Origin of the sequence: Cerasibacillus sp. (assembly GCF_036516575.1) — a bacterium.
In the GTDB taxonomy this organism is placed as follows: domain Bacteria; phylum Bacillota; class Bacilli; order Bacillales; family Amphibacillaceae; genus Cerasibacillus.
Genome location: NZ_DATBTY010000040.1, coordinates 87,598 through 110,797 on the forward strand (window position 1 = coordinate 87,598; position 23,200 = coordinate 110,797).

Below are 23,200 nucleotides of genomic sequence, written 5' to 3' on the forward strand. Positions count from 1 at the left end.
AGTTGTTTTCTAATAGGAGTTTTTGGGTATGTTAACTTTCTAGTGATAAGGTGATTAGCGCCGATAGACTGTTAATATAACTGTTTTGTGCAGAAAGTTATTTTTCAATCCGCTCCCAACTCGACCCCAATTTCCATTATTGAGACCAAACTATAAAATGATAATGAAAAAACGCTGTATCCCTTTAATCACGAGGTCTACAGCGTTTCATTAATTAGCGTCCCAGGGAGGATTCGAACCCCCGACCCACAGCTTAGAAGGCTGTTGCTCTATCCAACTGAGCTACTGGGACAAATGGAGCGGGTGAAGGGAGTCGAACCCTCGACATCAGCTTGGAAGGCTGAGGTTTTGCCACTAAACTACACCCGCAAATTATTATTCCGTTTTGGTCACAAATTTTATTATAGGCACTATAACTTTTTTTGTCAATACCAAAAATAACTTTTATTGGTTTATTTTTTAAGGAATGCATAAAAACTTAGCGATTATTGTAGAAAAATAATATCTTACACAAGGTCGGTCGTCAGTTTCGCATAATTATGACCGTCATTTCCTTCTTAATTTCTCCTGAAATCAAAGATAAGCATCTCTAAAAGTTACTTGAATCTTCCAATCAATAAATGTTAAACTTTACACACCAAACAGTTTAAGAGATCACTCTCGAATTGTTGGCTAAAAGGAGGTGGCTGAACGGTTGGATTCAGAAGAAAACAAAATCGTACTTTTTCCAAAATGGAAAGAAAAATTAGAAGAGAGTAGCTTACGAGCATTGGAGGAAAAGAACTTTATAGAAGCTTTAAATCAATTTAACGAACTGATTAAATATGATGAAGGATCACATGAAATCATCATTGGTAAATTGATCTGTTTAATCGAATTAGGCCAATATGAGGAAGCGGATGCTTTATGTAAAAGAGCAATGCAAGATAAGAATCAAGTAGCCTATTATCATTATGTACATATATATTTGACACTGTTATTACAAACAAATCAATATGAAGAGTTAATGGAACGTGTTCTTGAGGAATTAAAAGATCCTTACATACCAGAAGTCGTTAAAGTTCAGTTTCAACAATTGTATGAATGGAGCAAAGAGATTAATGTCGGTCTCATAGCAGAAAAAACACATCAATATCGGAAAGCTTTACGTCTAGCCATTCGTGAAAACAATGTCTTAAACCAATGGCAACTCATCATAAATTTAAAGCAACTTCATGCCCAACCACTTGAAGAAGTATATCAATGGACTAAGGACCAATCAATCCATCCTGTCATTAAAACTGCATTATTTCAATGGTTACAGGATGAACAAATTAGCCGATCTGTGACGGTTTCGAAATTTGGTGACACGAAACGTTTTATACCTACAAAAACGCCTTCACTCCAAGAAACCCCACAACACAAAGAGATATTACGCCATATAAGTGACATAGAACAAAATAATCCCACATTATATGATATGATAAAACGGCTTTTAGAACGATATCTTTTTGTTAATTATCCTTTACTTCCGAATGCTGATGAGTTACCTCTAATAGCCGAAGCAGTTCGTTTTCTAGGGCATACATATATGACTGACCAATCAAATGAAGTGTATGATGAACAACTTTTATTCTATATAAATGAAGTCGAAACATGTGAAAAGCTTTATTTGAGTATTCTAGATGAATAAACAACAAGGACAATCCTTGAAAGCTATAATAATTATGATATAATAAAGTGGTTGTAAACTAGGAAGCTGATACCTTTTATAAGGAATTGGTACGGATTCAATGTAAAGTCATATGATGCTTTACGTGATAAACAATGGAACAATCATACAATCAATATGTATGGATAATAGATTTTGGAGGGAAAAAAATGACGGCCAAATGGGAAAAAAAAGAAGGTAATGATGGTGTACTAACATTTGAGGTGAGTGCAGATCAATTTGAAAAAGCACTTGACCAAGCATTTAACAAAGTAGTGAAGGACATAGAACTTCCTGGATTTCGTAAAGGGAAAATTCCACGTGTCATTTTCGAAAAACGTTTTGGAGTAGAAGCTCTTTACCAGGATGCGCTAGATATTGTCTTACCTAATGCGTATGTTGAAGCGATAGAAGAAACTGAAATCGAACCAGTAGATCAACCATCCATTGATATTGAGGAAATTGAAAGAGGTAAAAACCTTGTCTTCACAGCTGAAGTAACTGTCAAACCAGAAGTAAAGCTAGGTGACTATAAAGGCTTAGAAGTTGAAGCGCAAGACGTAACAGTTACTGATGAAGATGTTGATGAGGAAATTAAGCGTGAGCAAGAGCGTTTTGCTGAATTAATCGTAAAAGAAGAAGGCGCTGTTGAAGAAGGCGATACAGTCGTTATTGATTTTGAAGGGTTCGTCGACGATGTAGCATTTGAAGGTGGTAAAGGTGAAAACCATACATTAGAAATTGGCTCTGGTCAATTTATTCCTGGCTTTGAAGATCAACTTGTTGGTAAAGAAGCAGGAGAAGAGACTGATGTTAATGTCACTTTCCCTGAAGAATATCATGCTGAAGATTTAGCTGGTAAAGAAGCTACTTTTAAAGTTAAGATCCATGAAATTAAAGTAAAAGAGCTTCCCGAATTAGATGATGAATTTGCAAAAGATGTCGATGATGAAGTTGAAACATTAGAAGAATTAAAAACTAAAAGGAAAGAGCAACTGGAAGCACAGAAGAAACAAGATGCTGAGAACAATACGAAAAACACGTTAATTCAAAAAGCGGTTGAAAATTCTGAAGCAGATATTCCAGAAGCAATGATTAATACAGAAATCGATCGCATGGTTAATGAATTACAACAAAACCTGCAAATGCAAGGTATGACCATTGATATGTACTATCAGTTCTCTGGTCAAGATGAAGCCACATTAAGAGAACAAATGAAAGAAGACGCCGAGAAACGCGTCATGACAAGCCTAACATTAGAAGCTATTGCCCAAACAGAAGAGATTGAAGCAACAGATGAAGACATTGATGCTGAAATGGAAAAAATGGCTGGTATGTATGGTGTTGAAAAAGATCAGATTAAACAAATGCTAGGCGGCAATACATCCATGTTAAAAGATGAGTTGAAAATTCAAAAAGCCATTGATTTCTTAGTTGATGAAAGTAAAACAATTGAACAATAATCAATGAACATATGATAAACAAGGTGCAAGCTAAAAGCTGATGCACCTTGTTTTCCTATCTGTGTATTGAATGTATTGAAAAAAAGCCATTCCTCTTGCATATGTAAGGACTCCAGATCGTTTCAATAATAACGTCTTACCATACATAAACATCGTTAAAAAAGATGCCTAGCTTACAAGTTATAAGTTTTCAAAAAACATAAAATGAAGTATAATCAAATAAATTGAGTATATAGTAATGGAAAGGTATATTGTTTTGTTTTTACTAATGCTTTTGCTATGATGAAACTAGCAAAGTATCGGCAAGATAGTCGATTTATCTTTTAGGGGTGAAAAAAATGTTTAAATTCAATGATGAAAAAGGGCAATTGAAATGTTCTTTCTGTGGTAAAAGCCAAGAACAAGTCCGTAAATTAGTTGCCGGTCCTGGCGTTTATATATGTGATGAATGTATTGAATTATGCTCCGAAATTGTTGAAGAAGAATTAGGTGCAGAAGAAGAAGTTGAATTTAAAGATATTCCAAAGCCAAAAGAAATATGTGATATTCTTGATGACTATGTTATTGGACAGGAAAAGGCAAAGAAAAGCTTATCCGTAGCAGTTTATAACCATTATAAGCGGATTAATTCTGCAAAAAGTAATGATGATGTAGAAATTGCTAAAAGTAATATCGCAATGATTGGTCCGACTGGAAGCGGAAAAACATTATTAGCACAGACACTAGCAAGAATTTTAAATGTACCGTTCGCTATGGCGGATGCGACATCCTTAACAGAAGCAGGTTATGTTGGTGAAGATGTCGAAAATATCTTATTAAAATTAATCCAGGCTGCTGATTATGATGTGGAAAAAGCAGAAAAAGGAATTATCTATATTGATGAGATCGATAAAGTAGCACGTAAGTCTGAAAATCCATCCATTACAAGAGATGTTTCAGGTGAAGGGGTCCAACAAGCTTTACTCAAAATCCTTGAAGGTACTGTTGCAAGTGTTCCACCACAAGGAGGAAGAAAGCACCCACATCAAGAATTTATTCAAATTGATACAACGAATATTCTCTTTATCGTTGGTGGAGCATTTGATGGCATCGATCAAACAATAAAACGCCGACTAGGAAATAAGGTTATTGGCTTCGGTGCTGATGTTGATGGTCAAGAAATGGATAAAGGTGAATTGTTATCAAAGATTTTACCGGAAGACTTACTAAGATACGGGCTTATTCCTGAGTTTATCGGGAGATTACCTGTTATCACAAGTCTTGAACCATTAGATGAAGATGCAATGGTACAAATTTTAACAAAACCGAAAAATGCCTTAGTTAAGCAGTATAATAAGCTATTCCAAATGGATCAAGTTGAATTAGAATTCGAAGATGATGCACTCGTTGAAATCGCTAAAAAGGCGATTGAACGGAAAACCGGTGCACGCGGACTGCGTTCAATCATTGAAGGTATTATGCTTGATGTGATGTTTGAACTACCATCACGCCAAGATATTAAAACATGTATTATTACAAAAGAGACCGTCACAGAAGAAGATGGCAGTCCAAAATTAGTATTTCATGATGGTACAGTCATGGATAGCAACGAAAAGTTACCGAAAGAAAGTGCATGAAACAAATAATAATCATGATGAGACTGACTTGGCGTGTCAACTCTTTTTGATAAAAGATAAAAGAAGAGTAGAGTATCTGCCTTGGATCAGTCTCATTATTTTCGTTTAAATGCTTTCATAAGATATTTTGGGATATACTATTGGATAGAAATACATAAAACATCGAGTAAAAATCATAGGAGGTTCAAACATGACAAAAGAAAACACCCTTTTGCCCCTCCTACCGCTACGTGGGGTTATGGTGTTTCCAACAGTGGTCCTTCATCTTGACGTGGGACGCGATAAATCAATAGCGGCTTTAGAGAAAGCCATGCTAGGTGATCAACATATTTTTTTAGTGTCCCAGAAGAAAATGAGTATTGAAGACCCAAAAGTGAGCGATATTTATCGTGTTGGAACGGTAGCAAAAGTAAATCAAATGTTAAAATTACCTAATGGAACATTTCGTGTACTGGTAGAAGGATTATATCGTGCTGAAATCGTTCGTTACGAAGATGATGCCGATTTATATATGGTGGAAACGGTTCGGATGGATGAAGTTGAAGGAGAGACAAATGTTACTGAAGCATTGATGCGTAATCTCCTAGAACAATTCGAACAATATTTGCGTTTGTCTCAAAAAGTTAAACGCGAGATTTATACAACGGTATCAGACATAGAAGAACCAGGCAGATTGGCGGATATGATCGCCTCCCATTTACCACTACGCATTCGCGATAAACAAAGGCTTCTCGAAACAATCCATATTCCAGTACGCTTACAACGTCTTATTAAATATGTTTCAAATGAAAAAGAAGTCCTTGATCTTGAAAAGAAAATCGGACAGCGTGTTAAAACATCAATGGAAGAAACACAGAAAGAATACTATTTACGAGAGCAATTAAAAGCGATACAGAAGGAACTTGGTGAGCGGGATGGAAAACACGGGGAAGTAGAAGATTTACGTGATAAAATCGAAGAATCCGATATGCCCGAGCGAATTGAGGAAGTTGCTCTAAAAGAATTAGCCCGCTATGAACGCGTTCCTCAAAACTCGGCTGAAAGCTCCGTTATTCGAAATTATTTAGATTGGTTATTAACATTGCCATGGACCGCAAAAACAAAAGATAAAATTGAAATTAATGAAGCTAAAAGAATTTTAAATCGCGATCATTACGGTTTAGAAAAAGTAAAAGAACGTATTTTAGAGTATTTAGCTGTGCAGAAATTAACACAATCGATTAAGGGGCCGATTATTTGTCTCGTTGGACCGCCAGGGGTAGGTAAAACATCATTGGCTAGGTCAATTGCTGAGGCGATTAATCGCAAGTTTGTCCGTATTTCCTTAGGTGGTGTACGTGACGAGGCTGAAATTAGAGGGCATAGACGTACGTATATTGGTGCGATGCCTGGTCGTATCATCCAAGGAATGAAGAAAGCAGAAACGATTAATCCAGTATTTTTATTAGATGAAATCGATAAAATGGCAAGTGATTTCCGGGGTGACCCAGCGTCAGCCATGCTCGAAGTGTTAGACCCAGAACAAAATCATAATTTCAGTGATCATTTTATCGAAGAGGCATATGATTTATCACAAGTTATGTTTATTGCGACGGCAAACTATGTCAACAATATTCCAGCTCCACTACTTGATCGAATGGAACTGATTTCCCTTTCTGGCTATACAGAAATGGAGAAATTCCATATAGCATCGGAACATTTATTGCCGAAGCAACTGAAGGAAAATGGTTTAACAAAAGCAGACTTACAAATTAGGAAACCAGCACTTATGAAATTAATTCGTCGCTATACACGCGAAGCCGGTGTTCGTAATTTAGAACGACAATTAGCAACAATCTGTCGTAAAACGGCCAAAATCATTATTTCCGGTGAACAAAAAAGAGTTATTGTCACGGAGAAACGGTTAGAGAACTTATTAGGAAAGCCTATTTATCGGTATGGTCAAATGGAAGAGAAGGATCAAGTAGGAGCTGCGACAGGCTTAGCTTATACAGCTGCCGGGGGCGACACATTATCAATTGAAGTCGCACATTATCCTGGAAAAGGAAAGCTCACTTTAACCGGTAAACTAGGTGATGTAATGCGTGAGTCAGCCCAAGCAGCATTCAGTTATATTCGTTCACGTGCTGATCAATTAGATATTCCTGAAGATTTCCATGAAAAGAATGATATTCATATTCATGTACCTGAAGGGGCAACACCGAAAGATGGCCCATCAGCGGGGATTACTATCGCAACGGCACTTGTCTCTTCTCTAACAGGGCGTCCGATAAAAAAAGAAGTCGGGATGACGGGAGAAATTACGTTACGTGGGAGAGTACTTCCGATTGGTGGCTTAAAAGAAAAATCATTAAGTGCCCATCGAGCTGGAATTACGACCATTATTATGCCAAAAGATAACGAAAAAGATTTAGAAGACATTCCAGAAAGTGTTCGCGATGATTTGACGTTTATTCTTGTAGACCATTTAGATCAAGTATTAGAACATGCGTTAGTGGGGGAAGATGATGAAAGTAACTCACGCTGAATTTATTATCAGTGCCGCAACAGAAAAACAATACCCAACTGACCGTCTCCCAGAGATTGCGCTTGCGGGACGGTCTAACGTAGGAAAATCTTCATTTATTAATACGCTAATCTCTCGGAGGAATTTAGCCCGAACATCGAGTAAGCCAGGAAAAACACAGACTCTGAATTATTATCGGATTAATGAACAGTTTTATTTTGTTGATGTACCAGGATATGGTTATGCTAAAGTATCTAAAAAAGAACGAGAGAAATGGGCCCTAATGATGGAAACCTATTTTCAAAAGCGTAAGCACTTAAAAGCCGTTCTTTTAGTCATAGATCTTCGCCATGAGCCAACGAAAGATGATGTCCAAATGTATGATTACTTAATATATTATGATTGGCCTGTGATTGTCGTTGCGACTAAGTTGGATAAAGTTCCAAAAGGAAAACGCGCTTCTTTTATCAAGCGAGCGAAAGATACGTTGGATTTAAAGGACACTGACCATATTGTTCCATTCTCTGCTTATACAGGTGAAGGCAAACGTGAATCATGGCAATTGTTAAAAGCCTTCATTTCAAGATAAAAAAACAACAGCATTGTAACCCGCTGTTGTTTTATTTATGACGTAACAATAATAGTAACCCAGTAATAATAAGAGCAACCGGCCAATATGTTTCTAATAGATGAAATGCATCATTCATCCATGGGAATTGAAGGGGTATCGCATTTGAATAAATCATAAAAAGGGCAAATCCGGACAGAATAACACTTTGAAGTAGGCCTTCCTTGGTCTTTAAAAAGCGAACAAAAAAAGCGATTCCAAGGATTAATACATACATAGCCCAGTGATCAATCCAAAAATCATAGTGTTTGACACCATGAAAATGAATTCCTAATCCTAATAAGAATGTACCTGTAAAAAGCTGCCCATATTCTTTTGCTTTAAAACTATAAATTAAAAAAGCAAAGCCTATAATAATTAGGAAAGTAGGCCAAGAATAAAAATCAGTAAAAATAGGCACCTTTAATTGCCTTAATAGGAAGAAGACACCAATCCCTATGAGTAGATAGCTTGTAAATAAGTGTTGCTTTTTCATTCTCATTTTCACCTCGTTTGAATCGAACAGTTCATTATATATACGTTTATCGTACCATATAGTTTCGAATTCTGTTCACAAATATGAAAACATGTCTTATGAAAATATGTTAAAATGTAATGAGGCAATCATTATATCAATTTAATGAACCTTTTCAACCTAATGGAGGAGATAAGGTGTATATACTAAAAGTCGGTGTTAACCATGTAACCGCTCCAGTAGAAATCCGGGAAAAATTATCCTTTTCGGAAAATGAATTAGCTGAAGCGATGTTAACGTTGAAGGAACAAAAAAGTATTTTAGAAAATGTCATCCTATCTACATGCAATCGGACTGAAATTTTTGCAGTCGTAGATCAATTGCATACAGGGCGCTATTATATAAAACAATTTTTAGAAGAATGGTTTGAAATCAACAAGGAAGAGTTTTCTCCTTATTTAGCGATGGTTGATAGTGATGAAGCGATTGACCATTTGTTTAAGTTGACAGCGGGATTAGACTCAATGGTTCTAGGTGAAACGCAAATCCTAGGCCAAGTTCGAGATGCCTTTTTTGTCGGGCAACAAGCCGGCACGACAGGTACGATTTTTAATGAATTATTTAAACAAGCTGTTACATTTGCTAAACGGGCACACCATGAAACTGCGATTGGAGAAAATGCTGTCTCTGTAAGCTATGCTGCAGTAGAATTAGCAAAAAATATCTTCGCTGATATAACTGACAAGCACGTTATCGTCTTAGGTGCAGGTAAGATGGGAGAATTAGCAGCTAAAAATTTACAAGGATCCGGTGTGGAAAGAATGACCGTCGTTAATCGGACGCTGGAAAATGCTGAAAAGCTAGCTGAGAAATTCCAAGGAAAAGCGGCTCCATTAACAGATTTATACCATGTTCTTGAATCAGCAGATATACTCATTAGTTCAACAGGTTCACAAGAAATTGTGCTAACTAAGGAAGATTTAACACCTGTATTAAAGAAGAGAAAAGGTCGTCCATTATTCTTAGTAGATATTGCTGTTCCACGTGATTTAGACCCAGCTATCGATGACTTAGATGATGTCTTTTTATACGATATTGATAACTTACAACATATCGTTGATGAAAATTTAGAGACGCGGCAAAAGGCGGCAACACACATTAAGTCAATGATTGGTAAAGAAATTGTAGCGTTTAACCAATGGATCAGAACATTAGGCGTTGTTCCTGTCATCATTGGACTTCGAGAAAAAGCTTTATCAATACAAGAGACAACGATGCAAAGTATTGAAAATAAACTTCCTGATTTAACTGAAAGAGAAAAGAAAATCTTGAATAAACATACAAAGAGCATTGTAAACCAATTATTAAAAGAACCAATTAGCCAAGCTAAAGAATTATCAGGAGCAAAAGATGCTGATAAAGCATTAGAGTTATTTGTACAAATCTTTGGAATCGAAGATCAAGTTAAAGAACATCTGGCGCGCCAAGCTAAAAAAGACCCTGCAACAAAGGAAAAAATGAAATCCATTTTCCCTTTTTTAGAAAAACTTGTTTCAGTGAAGTAGAAAGGTTGAATTATGTTTACAACAATAAACCTTTTTGAAAGTATTTTAATCATATATGGATTAAGTGTCGTTAGTTATTTCATTGATTTTATACAACATAGCCGGAAGGCAAATCGAATTGCCTTCTGGTTACTTTGTATGGTTTTGCTCATGCAAACCCTTTTTTTATTATATCAAATTATTTGGAATAAAAGCTTCCCACTAGGGACACTTGTTGATAGTCTGTTTTTCTATAGTTGGATTCTCGTTTTATTCTCAATTATTATGAATGTTTTACATGAAAATCAATTTATTATGTTATTAACAAACATTTTTGGTTTCCTTATTTTATTACTTCATACATCAAATATGGCATGGAATGATATGAAATTAAATGGAATCCAATTTGCGAACGATATTTTAATTACGCATGTCACATTAACAATCGTATCTTATGGCTTTTTTACGTTATCATTTATTTTTTCAATTGCATATTTAATTCATTATCGTTTGTTAAAGCGTAAAAAACAGTTAAAATGGACTAAGAAGGTTGGGAATTTATCTAAGCTTGATGTTTTTTCATTTGGGGCTGTCACAATTGGTACCCCACTGTTGCTGATTGGGCTCATGCTTGGCTTTGTCTGGGCATTTGTTTCAAATGATGAGTTTTATTGGTTCGATATGAAAACAATTGGCTCGTTATTTGTTTTTGTTTTTTATATTATTTATTTAGTTTTGCGAATGATGAAAGGGTATCAAGGAAAAACGATAGCCATATTTAACACAGCAGCTTTTCTGTTGTTACTCGTCAATTTCTTTTTATTTAGCTTATTATCTAATTTTCATTTTTGAAGTGATGCAAGGAGGATAATGCATGCGAAAAATTGTTGTTGGATCTAGAAAAAGTAATTTAGCATTAACGCAAACGAAATGGGTTATTGAGCAGTTAAAAAAAGCAGGCATAAAAAATGAATTTGAAGTAAAGAAAATTGTTACGAAAGGCGATCGTATTTTAGATACGACGTTATCAAAAGTCGGTGGTAAAGGTTTATTTGTGAAAGAAATTGAACAGGCCATGTATGATAAGACAATTGACTTTGCTGTACATAGTATGAAAGACATGCCTGCAATTTTACCTGATGGCCTCGTTATTTCAAGTATCCCAGTTCGTGAAGATCATCGTGATGTTTTAGTTTCAAAAAATGATTTGAAATTAGCGGATTTACCTGAAGCTGCTATTATCGGAACGAGTAGCTTACGCCGTGGGGCTCAAATTTTAAATGAACGTCCTGATTTAAAGATTAAATGGATTCGTGGAAACATTGAAACACGTCTTAGAAAATTACATGAAGAAGATTATGATGCGATTATTTTAGCTGCTTCGGGAATGAAACGTGTTGGTATGGATGACAAACTAATCACGGAATATCTTGATCCAGCGATTTGTATTCCAGCTGTTGGACAAGGAGCACTTGCAATTGAATGCCGAGAGGATGATCATGAACTTCATGATATTTTAGGTCACATTCATGATGAAAAAACGGCGACATGTGTTCAAGCAGAGCGCACCTTCTTAGGCTTACTTGAAGGTGGCTGTCAAATCCCAATTGGAGGTTATGCTTCAATTGATGCGGACGGCTTAATAACATTATCGACATTAGTTGGAACACCTGATGGGGAGACGATATTAAAAGAAATCGTAAGTGGAAATGATCCAATTAAAGTTGGAACAGAAGCAGCTAATCGAATGAAAGACAAAGGTGCTGCACAAATTATTGCCTCTGTTAAAGAGGAGCTTGACGAGTAATGAAACGATGCTTACAGCAAAAACATATCCTTATTACGCGCGAAAAAAGACAAGGAAAAGAATTCGCGGAAAAAATTAGACAGTTTGAAGGTATTCCTATTGAAGTTCCTTTATTAAAAATCAATTGTAAAGATTATTCCGTGAATGAACAGATTTTTAACCAAATCGATTCCTATCAATGGATTTTTTTTACAAGTGCTAATGGGGTAGATTGTTTTTTTCACCTATTAAAACAATATGGCCATTCAAAAGACGTTTTAGATAATAAACAGATTGCAGTTGTTGGACATAAAACAGAAAAACATTTAAAAGTTTACGGCTACTCAGCACATTTTATCCCAACGATTTATAATGCTGAAACGATGGCCCGTGAATTTTTAGAAAGATTTTCTACAGAAGGGACATTTTTACTCGTTCGAGGGAATCGTTCGTTGAATGTTCTCCCACAAACATTTAATAAATTAAACATGGCTTACCAGTCGATGGAAGTATATGAAACGGTTATTAATATGACAAATAAGGAACAGTTGCAACAAACGTTACAAACAAAAGCAATTGATTATGTAACATTTACGAGTCCCTCCACAATCGATGCCTTCGTAGCAATGAATGGCCTTGACTTGATTAAAAAATTAAATCCACGTTGCGTCGTGATTGGTACAACGACTGAAAAGCGTGCAGCTGAAGTAGGATTTAAACATATTCTAGTGCCCACTGAGTTTACAATTGAGGGTATGATTGATGTGATGTTAGAACAAGAATTCATAGAAAGGGCTGATACATATGATGAACTTAGATTTTAAACGCCACCGTCGCTTACGTTCTTCAGAAGCGATGCGCTCTATCGTAAGAGAAAACCATTTACGTATTGAAGATTTAATCTATCCACTGTTTATCATTGAGGGAAAGAATATTAGACAGGAAGTTCCTTCAATGCCGGGTGTTTATCAACTGTCACTTGATTTATTACATGATGAAATAAAAGAGATCGAACAAATGGGGATTAAAGCGATCATTTTGTTCGGTGTACCACATGACAAAGATGAGACCGGTACAGGTGCGTATGCTGATGAGGGAATTGTTCAACAGGCAACACGCCTTATTAAAAAAGACTTCCCTAATCTTTTAGTTATTGCTGACACATGTCTTTGTGAGTATACATCTCATGGACATTGCGGGGTCATCCATCATCACGACGTTGATAATGACGCATCGCTGAAGTTATTAGCTGAAACAGCTGTATCACAAGCAAAGGCAGGTGCCGATATTATCGCACCATCTAATATGATGGATGGTTTTGTAGCAATCATTCGTCAAGCTTTGGATGAGGCGGGTTTCCAACATATTCCAATCATGTCTTACGCTGTCAAATATGCATCATCTTTTTATGGGCCGTTTAGAGATGCTGCTGATAGTACACCGGAATTTGGTGACCGTAAAACATATCAAATGGATCCTGCTAATCGTAGGGAAGCATTTCGTGAAGCTCAGTCCGATATCGAGGAGGGCGCTGACTTCTTAATCATTAAACCAGCGTTATCTTATCTAGATATTGTTCGTGATATACGAAATCAATATGATGTTCCAATCGTTGCGTATAATGTTAGTGGCGAATATTCGATGGTTAAAGCAGCAGCATTAAATGGATGGATAGATGAGAAGACCCTTGTAATGGAAAAGCTCACATCAATGAAACGTGCAGGTGCTGATTTAATTATGACGTATCATGCAAAAGATGTTGCTAAGTGGCTATTAGGGAAATAAGTATTTTAAATATTATTTGAGGTGATCTAAGATGAGAGATTTTACTCAATCAATTGATGCTTATAAAGAAGCGGTAAATTTAATGCCAGGGGGCGTTAACTCTCCAGTTCGTGCGTTTAAATCGGTCGGTATGGATCCGATTTTTATGGAGCGTGGCAAGGGGTCAAAGATTTATGATATTGACGGCAATAAATATATTGACTATGTCCTTAGCTGGGGGCCACTTATTTTAGGACATGCAGATGACCGTGTTGTTAACAAAATTAAAGAAACAGCGGAAAAAGGTTCTAGCTTTGGTGCACCAACTGTTTTAGAAAATAAACTTGCTCAACTAGTCATTGATCGTGTCCCATCTGTTGAAATGGTTCGTATGGTTAATTCAGGAACAGAAGCGACAATGAGTGCGTTACGCTTAGCTCGTGGTTATACAGGCCGTGATAAGATTGTGAAATTTGCAGGAAGTTACCATGGTCACGGCGATTCTTTATTAATAAAAGCTGGATCAGGTGTTGCAACCCTTGGTTTACCTGATAGTCCAGGTGTTCCAGAAAATATTGCCAAACAAACCATCACAGTTCCGTATAATGACCTAGATGGTGTGAAGCAAGTATTCGCTAAATATGGTGACGATATTGCGGCCGTCATTACTGAACCTGTTTGCGGGAATATGGGGGTTGTTCCGCCACAAGAAGGTTTCCTAGAAGGTTTAAGAGAAATTACAAGAGAAAACGGTTCATTATTAATCTTTGATGAAGTGATGACCGGTTTCCGTGTCGGGTATCATTGTGCACAAGGCCACTATGATATTGATCCTGATTTAACTTGTTTAGGTAAGGTTATCGGTGGTGGTTTACCAGTCGGTGCGTTTGGAGGTAAACGCAAAATTATGGAACAAATCGCTCCAGCAGGTCCTATTTATCAAGCAGGGACATTGTCAGGGAATCCACTTGCAATGGCTGCTGGTTATGAAACATTAAGTGCGTTAAATGAGACGGACTATGATGTCATTAGTAAGAAAATCGATCGACTTGAAGAAGGATTTAGAGCAGCATCTGAAAAATATGATATCCCAATTCAAGTTAATCGGGTCGGATCAATGTTTGGAATCTTCTTTTCAGAAGAACCAGTCATTAACTATGAAACAGCCCAAAAATCTAATCTCGATTACTTCTCACAATATTATCGGGCGATGGCTGAGGAAGGCATCTTTTTACCACCATCTCAATTTGAAGGACTGTTTTTATCAACAGCACATACAGATGAAGATATTGAAAAGACTGTTCAAGCAATTGATCGTGCATTCGCTCAAATTAATAAATAAATTAAGTGAACTGAACTGTCTCCTTTAGATAGAGGGAATAATATAAATTGACTTAAACGGCTTTAGCTCTGTATTCAAGTGAGCTAAAGCCGTTTAGTCGTTCTCTAATTAATTGATTTTGGGAAAATCTCAGCAATGTGCTGAGGATTTGTACGTTTATATCGTGTCTTTTTACTATCAGATCGCATGGGAGTGCTCAATGGCCTGTAAGTCAGTGATGTTAGTTGAAGTTAGCTCGCATGGGAGTGCACAATGTTATGTAAGTCAGTGATATTAGTTGAAGTTAGCTCGCATTGGAGTGCACAGTGACATGTAAGTCAGTGATATTATTTCAAATTAGCTCACATTGGAGCACAAGTCAGTGGAATTAGTAGAAATAATATTGCATTGGATGGATTCAAAGTTACAAATCTGTGCTTTGAAGTGTAATTATAACATTTATAAAAAGAAATCTCCCCTAAGAAAAAGGAGTGGATTATTATTTTTTAGTGATTGCTAGGATTATTTATTTTTTAATAACAAACCACAAAAAATCTTTCCAAGTACTATCTCTCTTTCCAGTTAACAAAATATGATGCACCAATCCTCTCATTCATTATTTGATGCTAGTTATGTCCCCACCTTTTTTATCATTTTTTCTTATATTCATACATATAGATAATGATGATATAAATGTGCGGATGACGCATGTAAATAAAAAGGGGTGAAACATTTGAATAATGATTCCTTTGTTTATAGCTTTGACTTAAAAGAATCACTATTTATGGAAGACAGTCTTGGTATTTCTGAAATAAGACATATTTCACTTGAACCGGATATTTCAATCCAAGCATTTAATGATTATTATTCAATTCGTGGTGTCATCATCTTATCGGGTGAATATATTCAGGAACCATTGAATCAATTGACTGACTCTCTCTCTGCGGTTAATGATTTTGATTTTAAACGTTATATCGAAAACACAATTGATTTAGGTGAAGGTATTGCCGAATTTACACATCGTTTTCCAGTGGAAATCTCTGTTCCAAGTTACCGAGTGAAGGACATGAATGAAGTTGCGGTTCATATTGCTTCTTTTGATTATGAATTACCAAGTGCTGATAAGTTAATCATTGATGCGACGGTTCAAATACAGGGCATTCAAGGAGAGGCGACAATAAGTGAGGCCACAACAAGTGAGCGAATAAACGGGGATAACAATGAAGTTGACGGATTTAACGAGATGAATGCTGAAGATGTTTTTTCATTTGAAGTCATAAATAACGATGATGATAAACGCAAGACACAAAAAAATGATGTCGCATTAAATCAATCTCGTGATCAGTCTAAACAAACAGCAAAGGTTGAAGAACTAGAAGATGACCAAGACGTCGTAATGAATCACTTCCCAACTTTACCTGCATTACGTGAAGAGGAAGGGAGTGAAATAATCGAAGAAACGACTGAGGAAAAACTAGATGATGAGAAGGTGGACGAAGATGATCGACTGTTGTTTAAGAAGAAAACCCAATCTTTAGAGGAATTTTTTGCTAAAGATAAGATAGCTGAAAAAAGCTCTACAGAAGAATCAGCGATAACAGCAGAAGCAGAGACTGTGATGACTGAGTCACAAGGTGAAGGGGCAGAAGTAATGGATGAATCAGAAGCCACGGACCGTGAAGAGCTATCTGAATCTGAAGAAAAGCCGCAGCTCCATTTTCTATCCGACATGATTCAAAATGAAGAAGAATCCTTTACACAAATGCGTCTTTGTATCGTACAAAAAGAAGATACATTAGAATCGATAGCCGAACGATATAAAACAACATCACTTCATATTTTAAAGAAAAACCATCTTGACGATGATGCGGTTTCTGAAGGACAATTACTTTATATACCGATAAGGAAAAATAAATAAACACTCACCCCTTGTCATCATGCCAAGGGGTATTTTCTTAAATCCATTCTTGATAAAAAGCGACAAATAATAAAACAAAGATGGCTAAAATAATCACGTCTAATGTTGTTGGGAAAAGTAATGTGCGGATTAATTGAAAGATTAATAAAGGTAATGTACATCGTTCAATAATGATGATCCATTTACGCGCCCAAGGTGGAAGTCGATAGCGATAATAACGTGACATTCTATATGACACCTCAATTCTTGAAAGAACATTATCGGGATTGTGTAATATTATATGATTACCAGGCTTTATCTTGTGAAATAGAATATGCATTAACATGTAATAAATAACATTCTAATGTTGCATTTTGATTAAAGATTGGTTAAACTAACTATAATAATATGAAATGCGATGAAGAGGAAGAGTACAAACACATAAACCTAACAGAGAGGGAAATAAGGGCTGAAAGTTTCCTAGGTAATATGATTTGGAAGTCGCCTCAGATGCAGCTTCTTTGAAAAAAGTAGAAGAAGCCGGTTTATGACCGTTAATTCGATTAAGTGTATGGGGATCATATGCCCATAAACAAAGGTGGTACCGCGAAAATAGGCTTTTCGTCCTTTATGGATGAAAAAGCTTTTTTTATATTTTAAGGAGGTTTTAAACATGTCAGAACAACCACTGCCTACGAAATATAATCCACAAGAGGTTGAAAAAAACCGCTATCAATTCTGGGTAGATGGGAAATATTTCGAAGCGAAATCAGATCCTGAAAAAGAACCTTTCTCAATCGTTATTCCCCCACCAAACGTGACGGGAAAATTACATCTTGGGCATGCCTGGGATACAACGATGCAAGATACCGTTGCTCGCATGAAACGCATGCAAGGCTATGATGTCCTGTGGCTTCCAGGAATGGACCATGCTGGTATTGCAACACAGGCAAAAGTAGAAGAGAAATTACGTGAAGAAGGCGTATCACGTTATGATCTAGGACGTGAGAAATTTTTAGAGAAAGTATGGGATTGGAAAGAAGAGTACGCATCTTTTATTCGAAAACAATGGGCTAAATTGGGACTTGGTTTAGATTATTCGCGAGAACGTTTTACAATGGATGAAGGATTGTCAGATGCCGTTCAAGAAGTATTCGTTCGCTTGTATGAAAAAGGGTTCATTTACCGCGGAGAATATATTATTAACTGGGACCCTCAGACAAAAACAGCATTATCTGATATTGAAGTGATTTACGAAGAAGTTCAAGGTCATTTCTATCATATGCGCTATCCAATAAAAGATAGTGACGAAACGATTGAAATAGCTACAACACGCCCGGAAACGATGTTAGGTGATACAGCAGTCGCTGTACATCCGGATGATGAACGTTATCAACATTTAATTGGTAAGACAGTTATTTTACCGCTTGTCGGTCGTGAGATTAAAATTGTAGCCGATGATTATGTCGATATGGAATTTGGTTCAGGTGCAGTTAAAATTACACCGGCACATGATCCAAATGACTTTGAGATTGGAAATCGTCATCAGTTAGAACGTGTTCTCGTTATGAATGAAGACGGGACAATGAATAAAAACGCAGGCAAATATGAAGGAATGGACCGTTTCGAATGTCGTAAACAAATTGTGAAAGACTTACAAGATATAGGTGTTCTCTTTGAAATTGAAGAACATACCCATCAAGTCGGTCATTCAGAGCGTAGTGGGGCAGTTGTAGAACCGTATTTGTCAACACAATGGTTTGTTAAAATGCAACCATTAGCGGAAACGGCAATCAACATGCAAGAAGGGGAAGAAAAAGTTAATTTCGTTCCTGATCGTTTCGAACGGACATATATGCACTGGATGGAAAATATCCGTGACTGGTGTATCTCTCGCCAATTATGGTGGGGACACCGTATTCCAGCTTGGTATCATAAGGAAACAGGGGAAGTTTATGTTGGTAAAGAGGCTCCTGAAGATATTGAAAACTGGAAACAGGATGAAGATGTACTAGATACATGGTTCTCTTCAGCGTTATGGCCATTTTCTACAATGGGTTGGCCAGATGAATCAGCTGAAGATTATAAACGTTATTTCCCAACCGATGTCCTTGTAACCGGATATGATATTATTTTCTTCTGGGTTGCGCGGATGATTTTCCAGTCAAAAGAATTTACCGGGAAACGTCCGTTTAAAGATGTGCTCATTCACGGATTAATTCGTGATTCAGAAGGAAGAAAGATGAGTAAATCATTAGGTAATGGTGTTGACCCAATGGATGTCATCGATCAATATGGTGCCGATTCATTACGTTATTTCTTATTAACTGGTTCTACACCTGGGCAGGATTTACGTTTCTATTGGGAAAAGGTTGAATCAACATGGAACTTCGCTAATAAAGTTTGGAATGCTTCTCGATTTGCCTTAATGAATATGGAAGGCTTTACGTATGACGATATTGATTTAACTGGCGATTTATCTCTTGCAGATAAATGGATTTTAACACGACTGAATGAAACGATCGAACAAGTGACAAAGAATACGAATAAATATGAGTTCGGTGAAGCAGGTCGTTATTTATACAACTTTATCTGGGATGAGCTATGTGATTGGTATATTGAAATGGCAAAGCTTCCTTTATATGGTGATGATGAAACTCAGAAACAAACGACTCGATCTGTCTTAGCTTATGTGTTTGATATGACGATGCGTATGCTTCATCCGTTTATGCCATTTATAACTGAAGAAATATGGCAAAAACTTCCACACAAAGGTGAGTCAATTACGGTCGCAAGTTGGCCAGAAGTAAACGAACAGTTCCATGACGAACAGGCTGCTAAGGAAATGAAGCGACTTGTTGCCATCATTAAAGCTGTTCGTAATATTAGAGCCGAAGTTGACACACCAATGTCTAAAGAAATTCATCTTATGATTCAAGCAGAAACAGAAGCTGTTCAAGCAGAACTTGAAAATGAGCGTCTCTATTTAGAACGTTTCTGTAATCCAAGTCAACTAGATATTGGAACAGATTTAGATATCCCGGAACAAGCGATGTCAGCAGTTGTGACAGGTGCTCAAGTCTATTTACCATTAGAGGGCTTGATTGATTTCGATAAAGAAATTGCCCGTTTAGAGAAAGAATTGGAGAAATGGACGAAAGAGGTTGAACGCGTTCAGAAGAAACTAAGCAATAAAGGCTTCGTTGAAAAAGCACCAGAAGCGGTTGTAGAAAAAGAAAGACAAAAAGAGATTGACTACCTAGATAAACAACGTAAAGTACAGGAGCGTCTAGCAGAATTAAAAGGATAAAAAAATGAGGCCCAAGAAGTTACGATATCTTCTTGGGTCTTTTTTATTGACGTTCTAACTCTATCTTCTCTTTAATAAAAGATAAATACTTGCCAACTGTATTTATTGATGATACAGCACTTAATGTACGTGATCCGACAACGTCTTCTATTTCATTAAATATCAAGTCACCCGAATGATTGAATAAAAAGTCAATCCCAACCATTCCAAAATCAAAATGATTAATGATTTGTTGAATCAATGCACTTTCACTATGAGATAAATTATACCATGTCGCTTTTCCACCAAGTTTAAAATTGGCGCGAAAATCTGTATCACTTTCTCTAAGAACAGCACCAATGATTTTCTTTCCAATAACAAAGACACGGAGATCTTTACCTTGTTGAACATCAGTTGTTTGTATAAGCACATGCTCAAATGTTGTTTGTTGTGAAAAATGTACCCAATCATGATCATTTTTAATGAGAAATACTTCTCGGCCACCTCTTCCAGTCGGATTTTTAATGATTAACGGATAAGGTAGTGGAGGAGTATTTGTTAAATCTTTTCGATTATAAAAGAGCATATTAACCATAGGGATATTCAGTTTATTAACTTCTAAATGAGTTAACATTTTATCGTTACAAATGCGCGATACATATGAAGAATTAAATGTTTTAATACCTAACTGTTCCAGATGTAATTGCAACAATGGCTCGACCGTTCTTACAATGGCAAAATGAGGTCGATCAATCGGTTTGTTTTGATTCAATATAGTCGGTCTTTGATTCATAATCCCGATTTGCAAATCTTCTCTTAACATAAACGTTAAATCAATCTGTTGTTTTTTTGCTTCATCTAAAAACCATTGTATAAAGCTCGCGTTTTCTTTTGCATCTTGTTTAGAATAAATTAGCCATCCACGAATCGTCATACTTGCTCTCCTTTAGCTGAAAGTTGATTCCGGATGTACGAAATCATCGCATCTGCTGGATTAATATTTGTACACTCATATATATTGCGAATATGGGCATTAGAATTTATTTCACATATAATCGGTTCATCATTTTCTCCGAATAATAAATCAACACCAGCAAAATCTGCACCAATTGCCTTTGTTGCTTTAACAGCTAAAGATGCTTCATAGTTGCTTGGTTTATATGCTTCCATTGTGCCCCCGGCTGTAATATTGGCGCGAAAATCGTCTTTAGCTGTTCGTTTCATTGCTGTAACGACCTGATCACCAACAACTTGTAATCGTAAGTCTTTACCGTAGCTTGTTTTAATGAATTCTTGAAACATAAAAGGACGACCATGGATGGCCTGTGTTTTTTCTATTAGCTCGTCCTTTGTATGAACAAGATAGACTTGCTCACCGAATGAACCGAATGCTTCTTTAACAATCATCGGTAATCCTAATGCTTCAATGATGTGGTCGATTTGATAAAAGTCTGTATGTATTTCATTCGTAAACGACTTTGGCGCAACAATTGTCTTAGGTATTGGTAATTGAAGTTGAGCTAAGCATTGATAAGTAGCAATTTTGTCGTCACTTGTGGCAATAGCTTCAGCTCGATTAAAGACTGGTACACCAAGTAACTCAAGCTGTTTAGCTAAATATATATCTTTATCTGTAAATATAACAAAGTCAGGTAAATTCTTTTTTTTAGCTTGGATAATCTGAGGGTTTAATGATAAGTATGACATAATGTCGTTGTTTTTATAAATTAAGGCATTGATTCCTTGTTTATGCGCTGCTGTCTGTAGCATGTGAGCAAAGTCCATAAACTTTTCACTATTTAAGCTGCCATTATAAATAATCCATCCTGAAAGAGTCATATTTGTAACGCTCCTTAGTCATCTAATAATTGTGCTATACTGTTTAATTATACAAGAAGTTCAAGCTAAATGATAAAAAATTAATGTAGATCGTGAAGGTGTACATATGTTTATAAATATGAATGAAATTGAAACGTTTATGAAGTCACGTAACAAACTTGGTATTCAGCCAGGTCTTGATAGGATGCATACATTACTCAGAAGAATCGGCCATCCTGAAAAGAAACTAAATGCGATCCATGTAGCTGGAACGAATGGAAAAGGCTCAACCATTCATTATTTAAACCATGCTTTAATGAATAATGGCTTTCGTGTCGGTGTATTCACATCACCGAGTATGTCTGATTTACGCGGCCATATATTACTTGATGATAAATCTATTTCAGAAAAGGACTTTATAGACATTCTGAATATGTTATTTCCCCATATTACTTCAATGGACAACGATGATATGGGGCCGAGCACATTTGAAATCATCACGGTTGCTGCGTTTACCTATTTTTCGATGCGTGCGGATATATCCCTTATTGAAACCGGTATGGGTGGAAAAGACGATACAACAAATGTATTGACTCCTCTCATTTCTGTCATTACAACGATTGCTATGGATCACCAAGCTTTTTTAGGTGATACGATTCAAGATATAGCAGAACATAAAGCAGGAATCATTAAGAAACACGTACCAATCATTGTAGGTCAATTAGATAATGAATCACGTCAAGTCGTTGAGAAGGTCGCCAAGCTGAAGGAGGCACCATTATATCGATTACAAAAAGAATTCTTTTATAAGGATGATGTATGGTGTTATCAGCCTGACCATATACCAATGACAATCTCAATGAAAGGTCCACATCAAGAAAATAATGCAGCCACTGCTTTAATGGTACTTTATCTGTTTCAAAAGCAACATCCTAACTTGAATTTCTCACGTGCCGTCAAAGGAGTTGAGAATACGATCATACCAGGGCGATATGAACAGATTCTATCACAACCATCTATTATTATCGATGGGGCTCATAATCCTCAAGGAATGGCGGCATTTTTAAAAACCATGCGTGAAAATAATCGACACAGAAGGAGCCATCTCATTTTTGCAGGCTTTAAAGACAAGGCACTTGGGACGATGTTAAAAATGACAGAACCGCTTTTTGAAACGATAACGGTTACGACATTTGATCATGAACGTGCGATGGCTGTACAAGATTTAGGACGTCTATGTCATCATCCGAACGTTCGCCTTGAATCAGATTGGAAACAGTTAATTAATAACCTGATGAACCAAACAGACACGAATAAAGATGAAGCATATTTTGTCGTTGGCTCATTTCATTTCATTAGTCTTGTTAGACAATTCGTCAAAAGTTTTGAAATGTGACGGCTAGTGACTCATTTTGTCTAAAAAA

Annotated in this window: 18 protein-coding genes, 2 tRNA genes and 1 other annotated feature; of the genes, 14 read left to right on the top strand and 6 right to left on the bottom strand. The window is 36.4% G+C overall.

Annotation, left to right across the window (positions count from 1 at the left end; genetic code table 11):
- Nucleotides 1-218: 218 nt before the first annotated feature.
- Nucleotides 219-292, bottom strand: a tRNA-Arg gene (locus VIG73_RS07735).
- A gap of 3 nt (nucleotides 293-295) precedes the next feature.
- Nucleotides 296-369, bottom strand: a tRNA-Gly gene (locus VIG73_RS07740).
- Between the two features lie 325 nt (nucleotides 370-694).
- On the opposite strand from VIG73_RS07740, the gene VIG73_RS07745 reads away from it, so the two are divergent.
- The 5 genes from VIG73_RS07745 (at nucleotide 695) to yihA (ending at nucleotide 7,864) form a co-directional block, all read left to right on the top strand.
- Entirely contained in the window at nucleotides 695-1,672 is a 978-nt protein-coding gene (locus VIG73_RS07745) for a tetratricopeptide repeat protein (protein ID WP_331640657.1), read from the top strand.
- Nucleotides 1,673-1,860: 188 nt separating this feature from the next.
- Nucleotides 1,861-3,153, top strand: coding sequence for a trigger factor (gene tig / locus VIG73_RS07750; RefSeq protein WP_331640659.1), 1,293 nt, complete (start codon nucleotides 1,861-1,863; stop codon nucleotides 3,151-3,153).
- Between the two features lie 338 nt (nucleotides 3,154-3,491).
- Nucleotides 3,492-4,769, top strand: a complete 1,278-nt coding sequence (gene clpX / locus VIG73_RS07755) for an ATP-dependent protease ATP-binding subunit ClpX (protein ID WP_331640662.1) — start codon at nucleotides 3,492-3,494, stop codon at nucleotides 4,767-4,769.
- A gap of 190 nt (nucleotides 4,770-4,959) precedes the next feature.
- A complete protein-coding gene (gene lon / locus VIG73_RS07760; protein ID WP_331640664.1) occupies nucleotides 4,960-7,296 on the top strand; it encodes an endopeptidase La in 2,337 nt (778 codons plus the stop codon).
- Complete coding sequence (yihA, locus tag VIG73_RS07765; protein WP_331640666.1) at nucleotides 7,277-7,864, top strand: ribosome biogenesis GTP-binding protein YihA/YsxC; 588 nt, start codon at nucleotides 7,277-7,279, stop codon at nucleotides 7,862-7,864. Before lon ends, yihA begins: the two co-directional genes overlap by 20 nt.
- Before the next feature lie 31 nt (nucleotides 7,865-7,895).
- Here yihA and VIG73_RS07770 read toward each other — a convergent pair whose 3' ends face one another.
- Nucleotides 7,896-8,378: a LiaI-LiaF-like domain-containing protein gene (locus tag VIG73_RS07770; protein WP_331640668.1), complete on the bottom strand. Its 483-nt coding sequence runs from the start codon at nucleotides 8,376-8,378 to the stop codon at nucleotides 7,896-7,898.
- Nucleotides 8,379-8,554: 176 nt separating this feature from the next.
- Here VIG73_RS07770 and hemA point away from each other — a divergent pair, with 176 nt between their 5' ends.
- The 7 genes from hemA to spoVID all read left to right on the top strand — a co-directional run bounded on the left by hemA (nucleotide 8,555) and on the right by spoVID (nucleotide 16,690).
- The gene (gene hemA, locus VIG73_RS07775) at nucleotides 8,555-9,922 is read left to right on the top strand and encodes a glutamyl-tRNA reductase (RefSeq protein ID WP_331640670.1); all 1,368 of its coding nucleotides are present in this window, start codon (nucleotides 8,555-8,557) and stop codon (nucleotides 9,920-9,922) included.
- A 12-nt stretch (nucleotides 9,923-9,934) separates the two neighbouring features.
- Complete coding sequence (locus VIG73_RS07780; RefSeq protein ID WP_331640672.1) at nucleotides 9,935-10,753, top strand: cytochrome c biogenesis protein; 819 nt, start codon at nucleotides 9,935-9,937, stop codon at nucleotides 10,751-10,753.
- A gap of 22 nt (nucleotides 10,754-10,775) precedes the next feature.
- The gene (gene hemC, locus VIG73_RS07785) at nucleotides 10,776-11,708 is read left to right on the top strand and encodes a hydroxymethylbilane synthase (protein ID WP_331640674.1); all 933 of its coding nucleotides are present in this window, start codon (nucleotides 10,776-10,778) and stop codon (nucleotides 11,706-11,708) included.
- A complete protein-coding gene (locus VIG73_RS07790) occupies nucleotides 11,708-12,511 on the top strand; it encodes a uroporphyrinogen-III synthase (protein ID WP_331640676.1) in 804 nt (267 codons plus the stop codon). Before hemC ends, VIG73_RS07790 begins: the two co-directional genes overlap by 1 nt.
- Entirely contained in the window at nucleotides 12,492-13,472 is a 981-nt protein-coding gene (gene hemB, locus VIG73_RS07795; protein WP_331640678.1) for a porphobilinogen synthase, read from the top strand. Before VIG73_RS07790 ends, hemB begins: the two co-directional genes overlap by 20 nt.
- Before the next feature lie 31 nt (nucleotides 13,473-13,503).
- Complete coding sequence (gene hemL / locus VIG73_RS07800) at nucleotides 13,504-14,793, top strand: glutamate-1-semialdehyde 2,1-aminomutase (RefSeq protein ID WP_331640680.1); 1,290 nt, start codon at nucleotides 13,504-13,506, stop codon at nucleotides 14,791-14,793.
- 712 nt (nucleotides 14,794-15,505) lie between these two features.
- Entirely contained in the window at nucleotides 15,506-16,690 is a 1,185-nt protein-coding gene (gene spoVID / locus VIG73_RS07805) for a stage VI sporulation protein D (RefSeq protein ID WP_331640682.1), read from the top strand.
- A 37-nt stretch (nucleotides 16,691-16,727) separates the two neighbouring features.
- Here spoVID and VIG73_RS07810 read toward each other — a convergent pair whose 3' ends face one another.
- Nucleotides 16,728-16,916: a hypothetical protein gene (locus VIG73_RS07810; RefSeq protein ID WP_331640684.1), complete on the bottom strand. Its 189-nt coding sequence runs from the start codon at nucleotides 16,914-16,916 to the stop codon at nucleotides 16,728-16,730.
- A gap of 162 nt (nucleotides 16,917-17,078) precedes the next feature.
- Nucleotides 17,079-17,301: a binding site (T-box leader), on the top strand.
- A gap of 41 nt (nucleotides 17,302-17,342) precedes the next feature.
- Between VIG73_RS07810 and VIG73_RS07815 the strand changes: the two genes are divergently transcribed.
- Nucleotides 17,343-19,979 (top strand): valine--tRNA ligase, encoded by a 2,637-nt coding sequence (locus VIG73_RS07815; RefSeq protein ID WP_331640686.1) that lies wholly within the window; start codon nucleotides 17,343-17,345, stop codon nucleotides 19,977-19,979.
- Between the two features lie 43 nt (nucleotides 19,980-20,022).
- On the opposite strand, the gene VIG73_RS07820 is transcribed toward VIG73_RS07815, so the two are convergent.
- Both VIG73_RS07820 and VIG73_RS07825 read right to left on the bottom strand, forming a co-directional pair.
- Entirely contained in the window at nucleotides 20,023-20,892 is an 870-nt protein-coding gene (locus VIG73_RS07820; protein ID WP_331640688.1) for an ATP-grasp domain-containing protein, read from the bottom strand.
- A complete protein-coding gene (locus VIG73_RS07825; RefSeq protein WP_331640690.1) occupies nucleotides 20,889-21,797 on the bottom strand; it encodes a RimK family alpha-L-glutamate ligase in 909 nt (302 codons plus the stop codon). The genes VIG73_RS07820 and VIG73_RS07825 overlap by 4 nt, the downstream gene beginning before the upstream one ends.
- A gap of 106 nt (nucleotides 21,798-21,903) precedes the next feature.
- Between VIG73_RS07825 and VIG73_RS07830 the strand changes: the two genes are divergently transcribed.
- Complete coding sequence (locus VIG73_RS07830; RefSeq protein WP_331640692.1) at nucleotides 21,904-23,172, top strand: folylpolyglutamate synthase/dihydrofolate synthase family protein; 1,269 nt, start codon at nucleotides 21,904-21,906, stop codon at nucleotides 23,170-23,172.
- The last annotated feature ends 28 nt before the right edge of the window (nucleotides 23,173-23,200 follow it).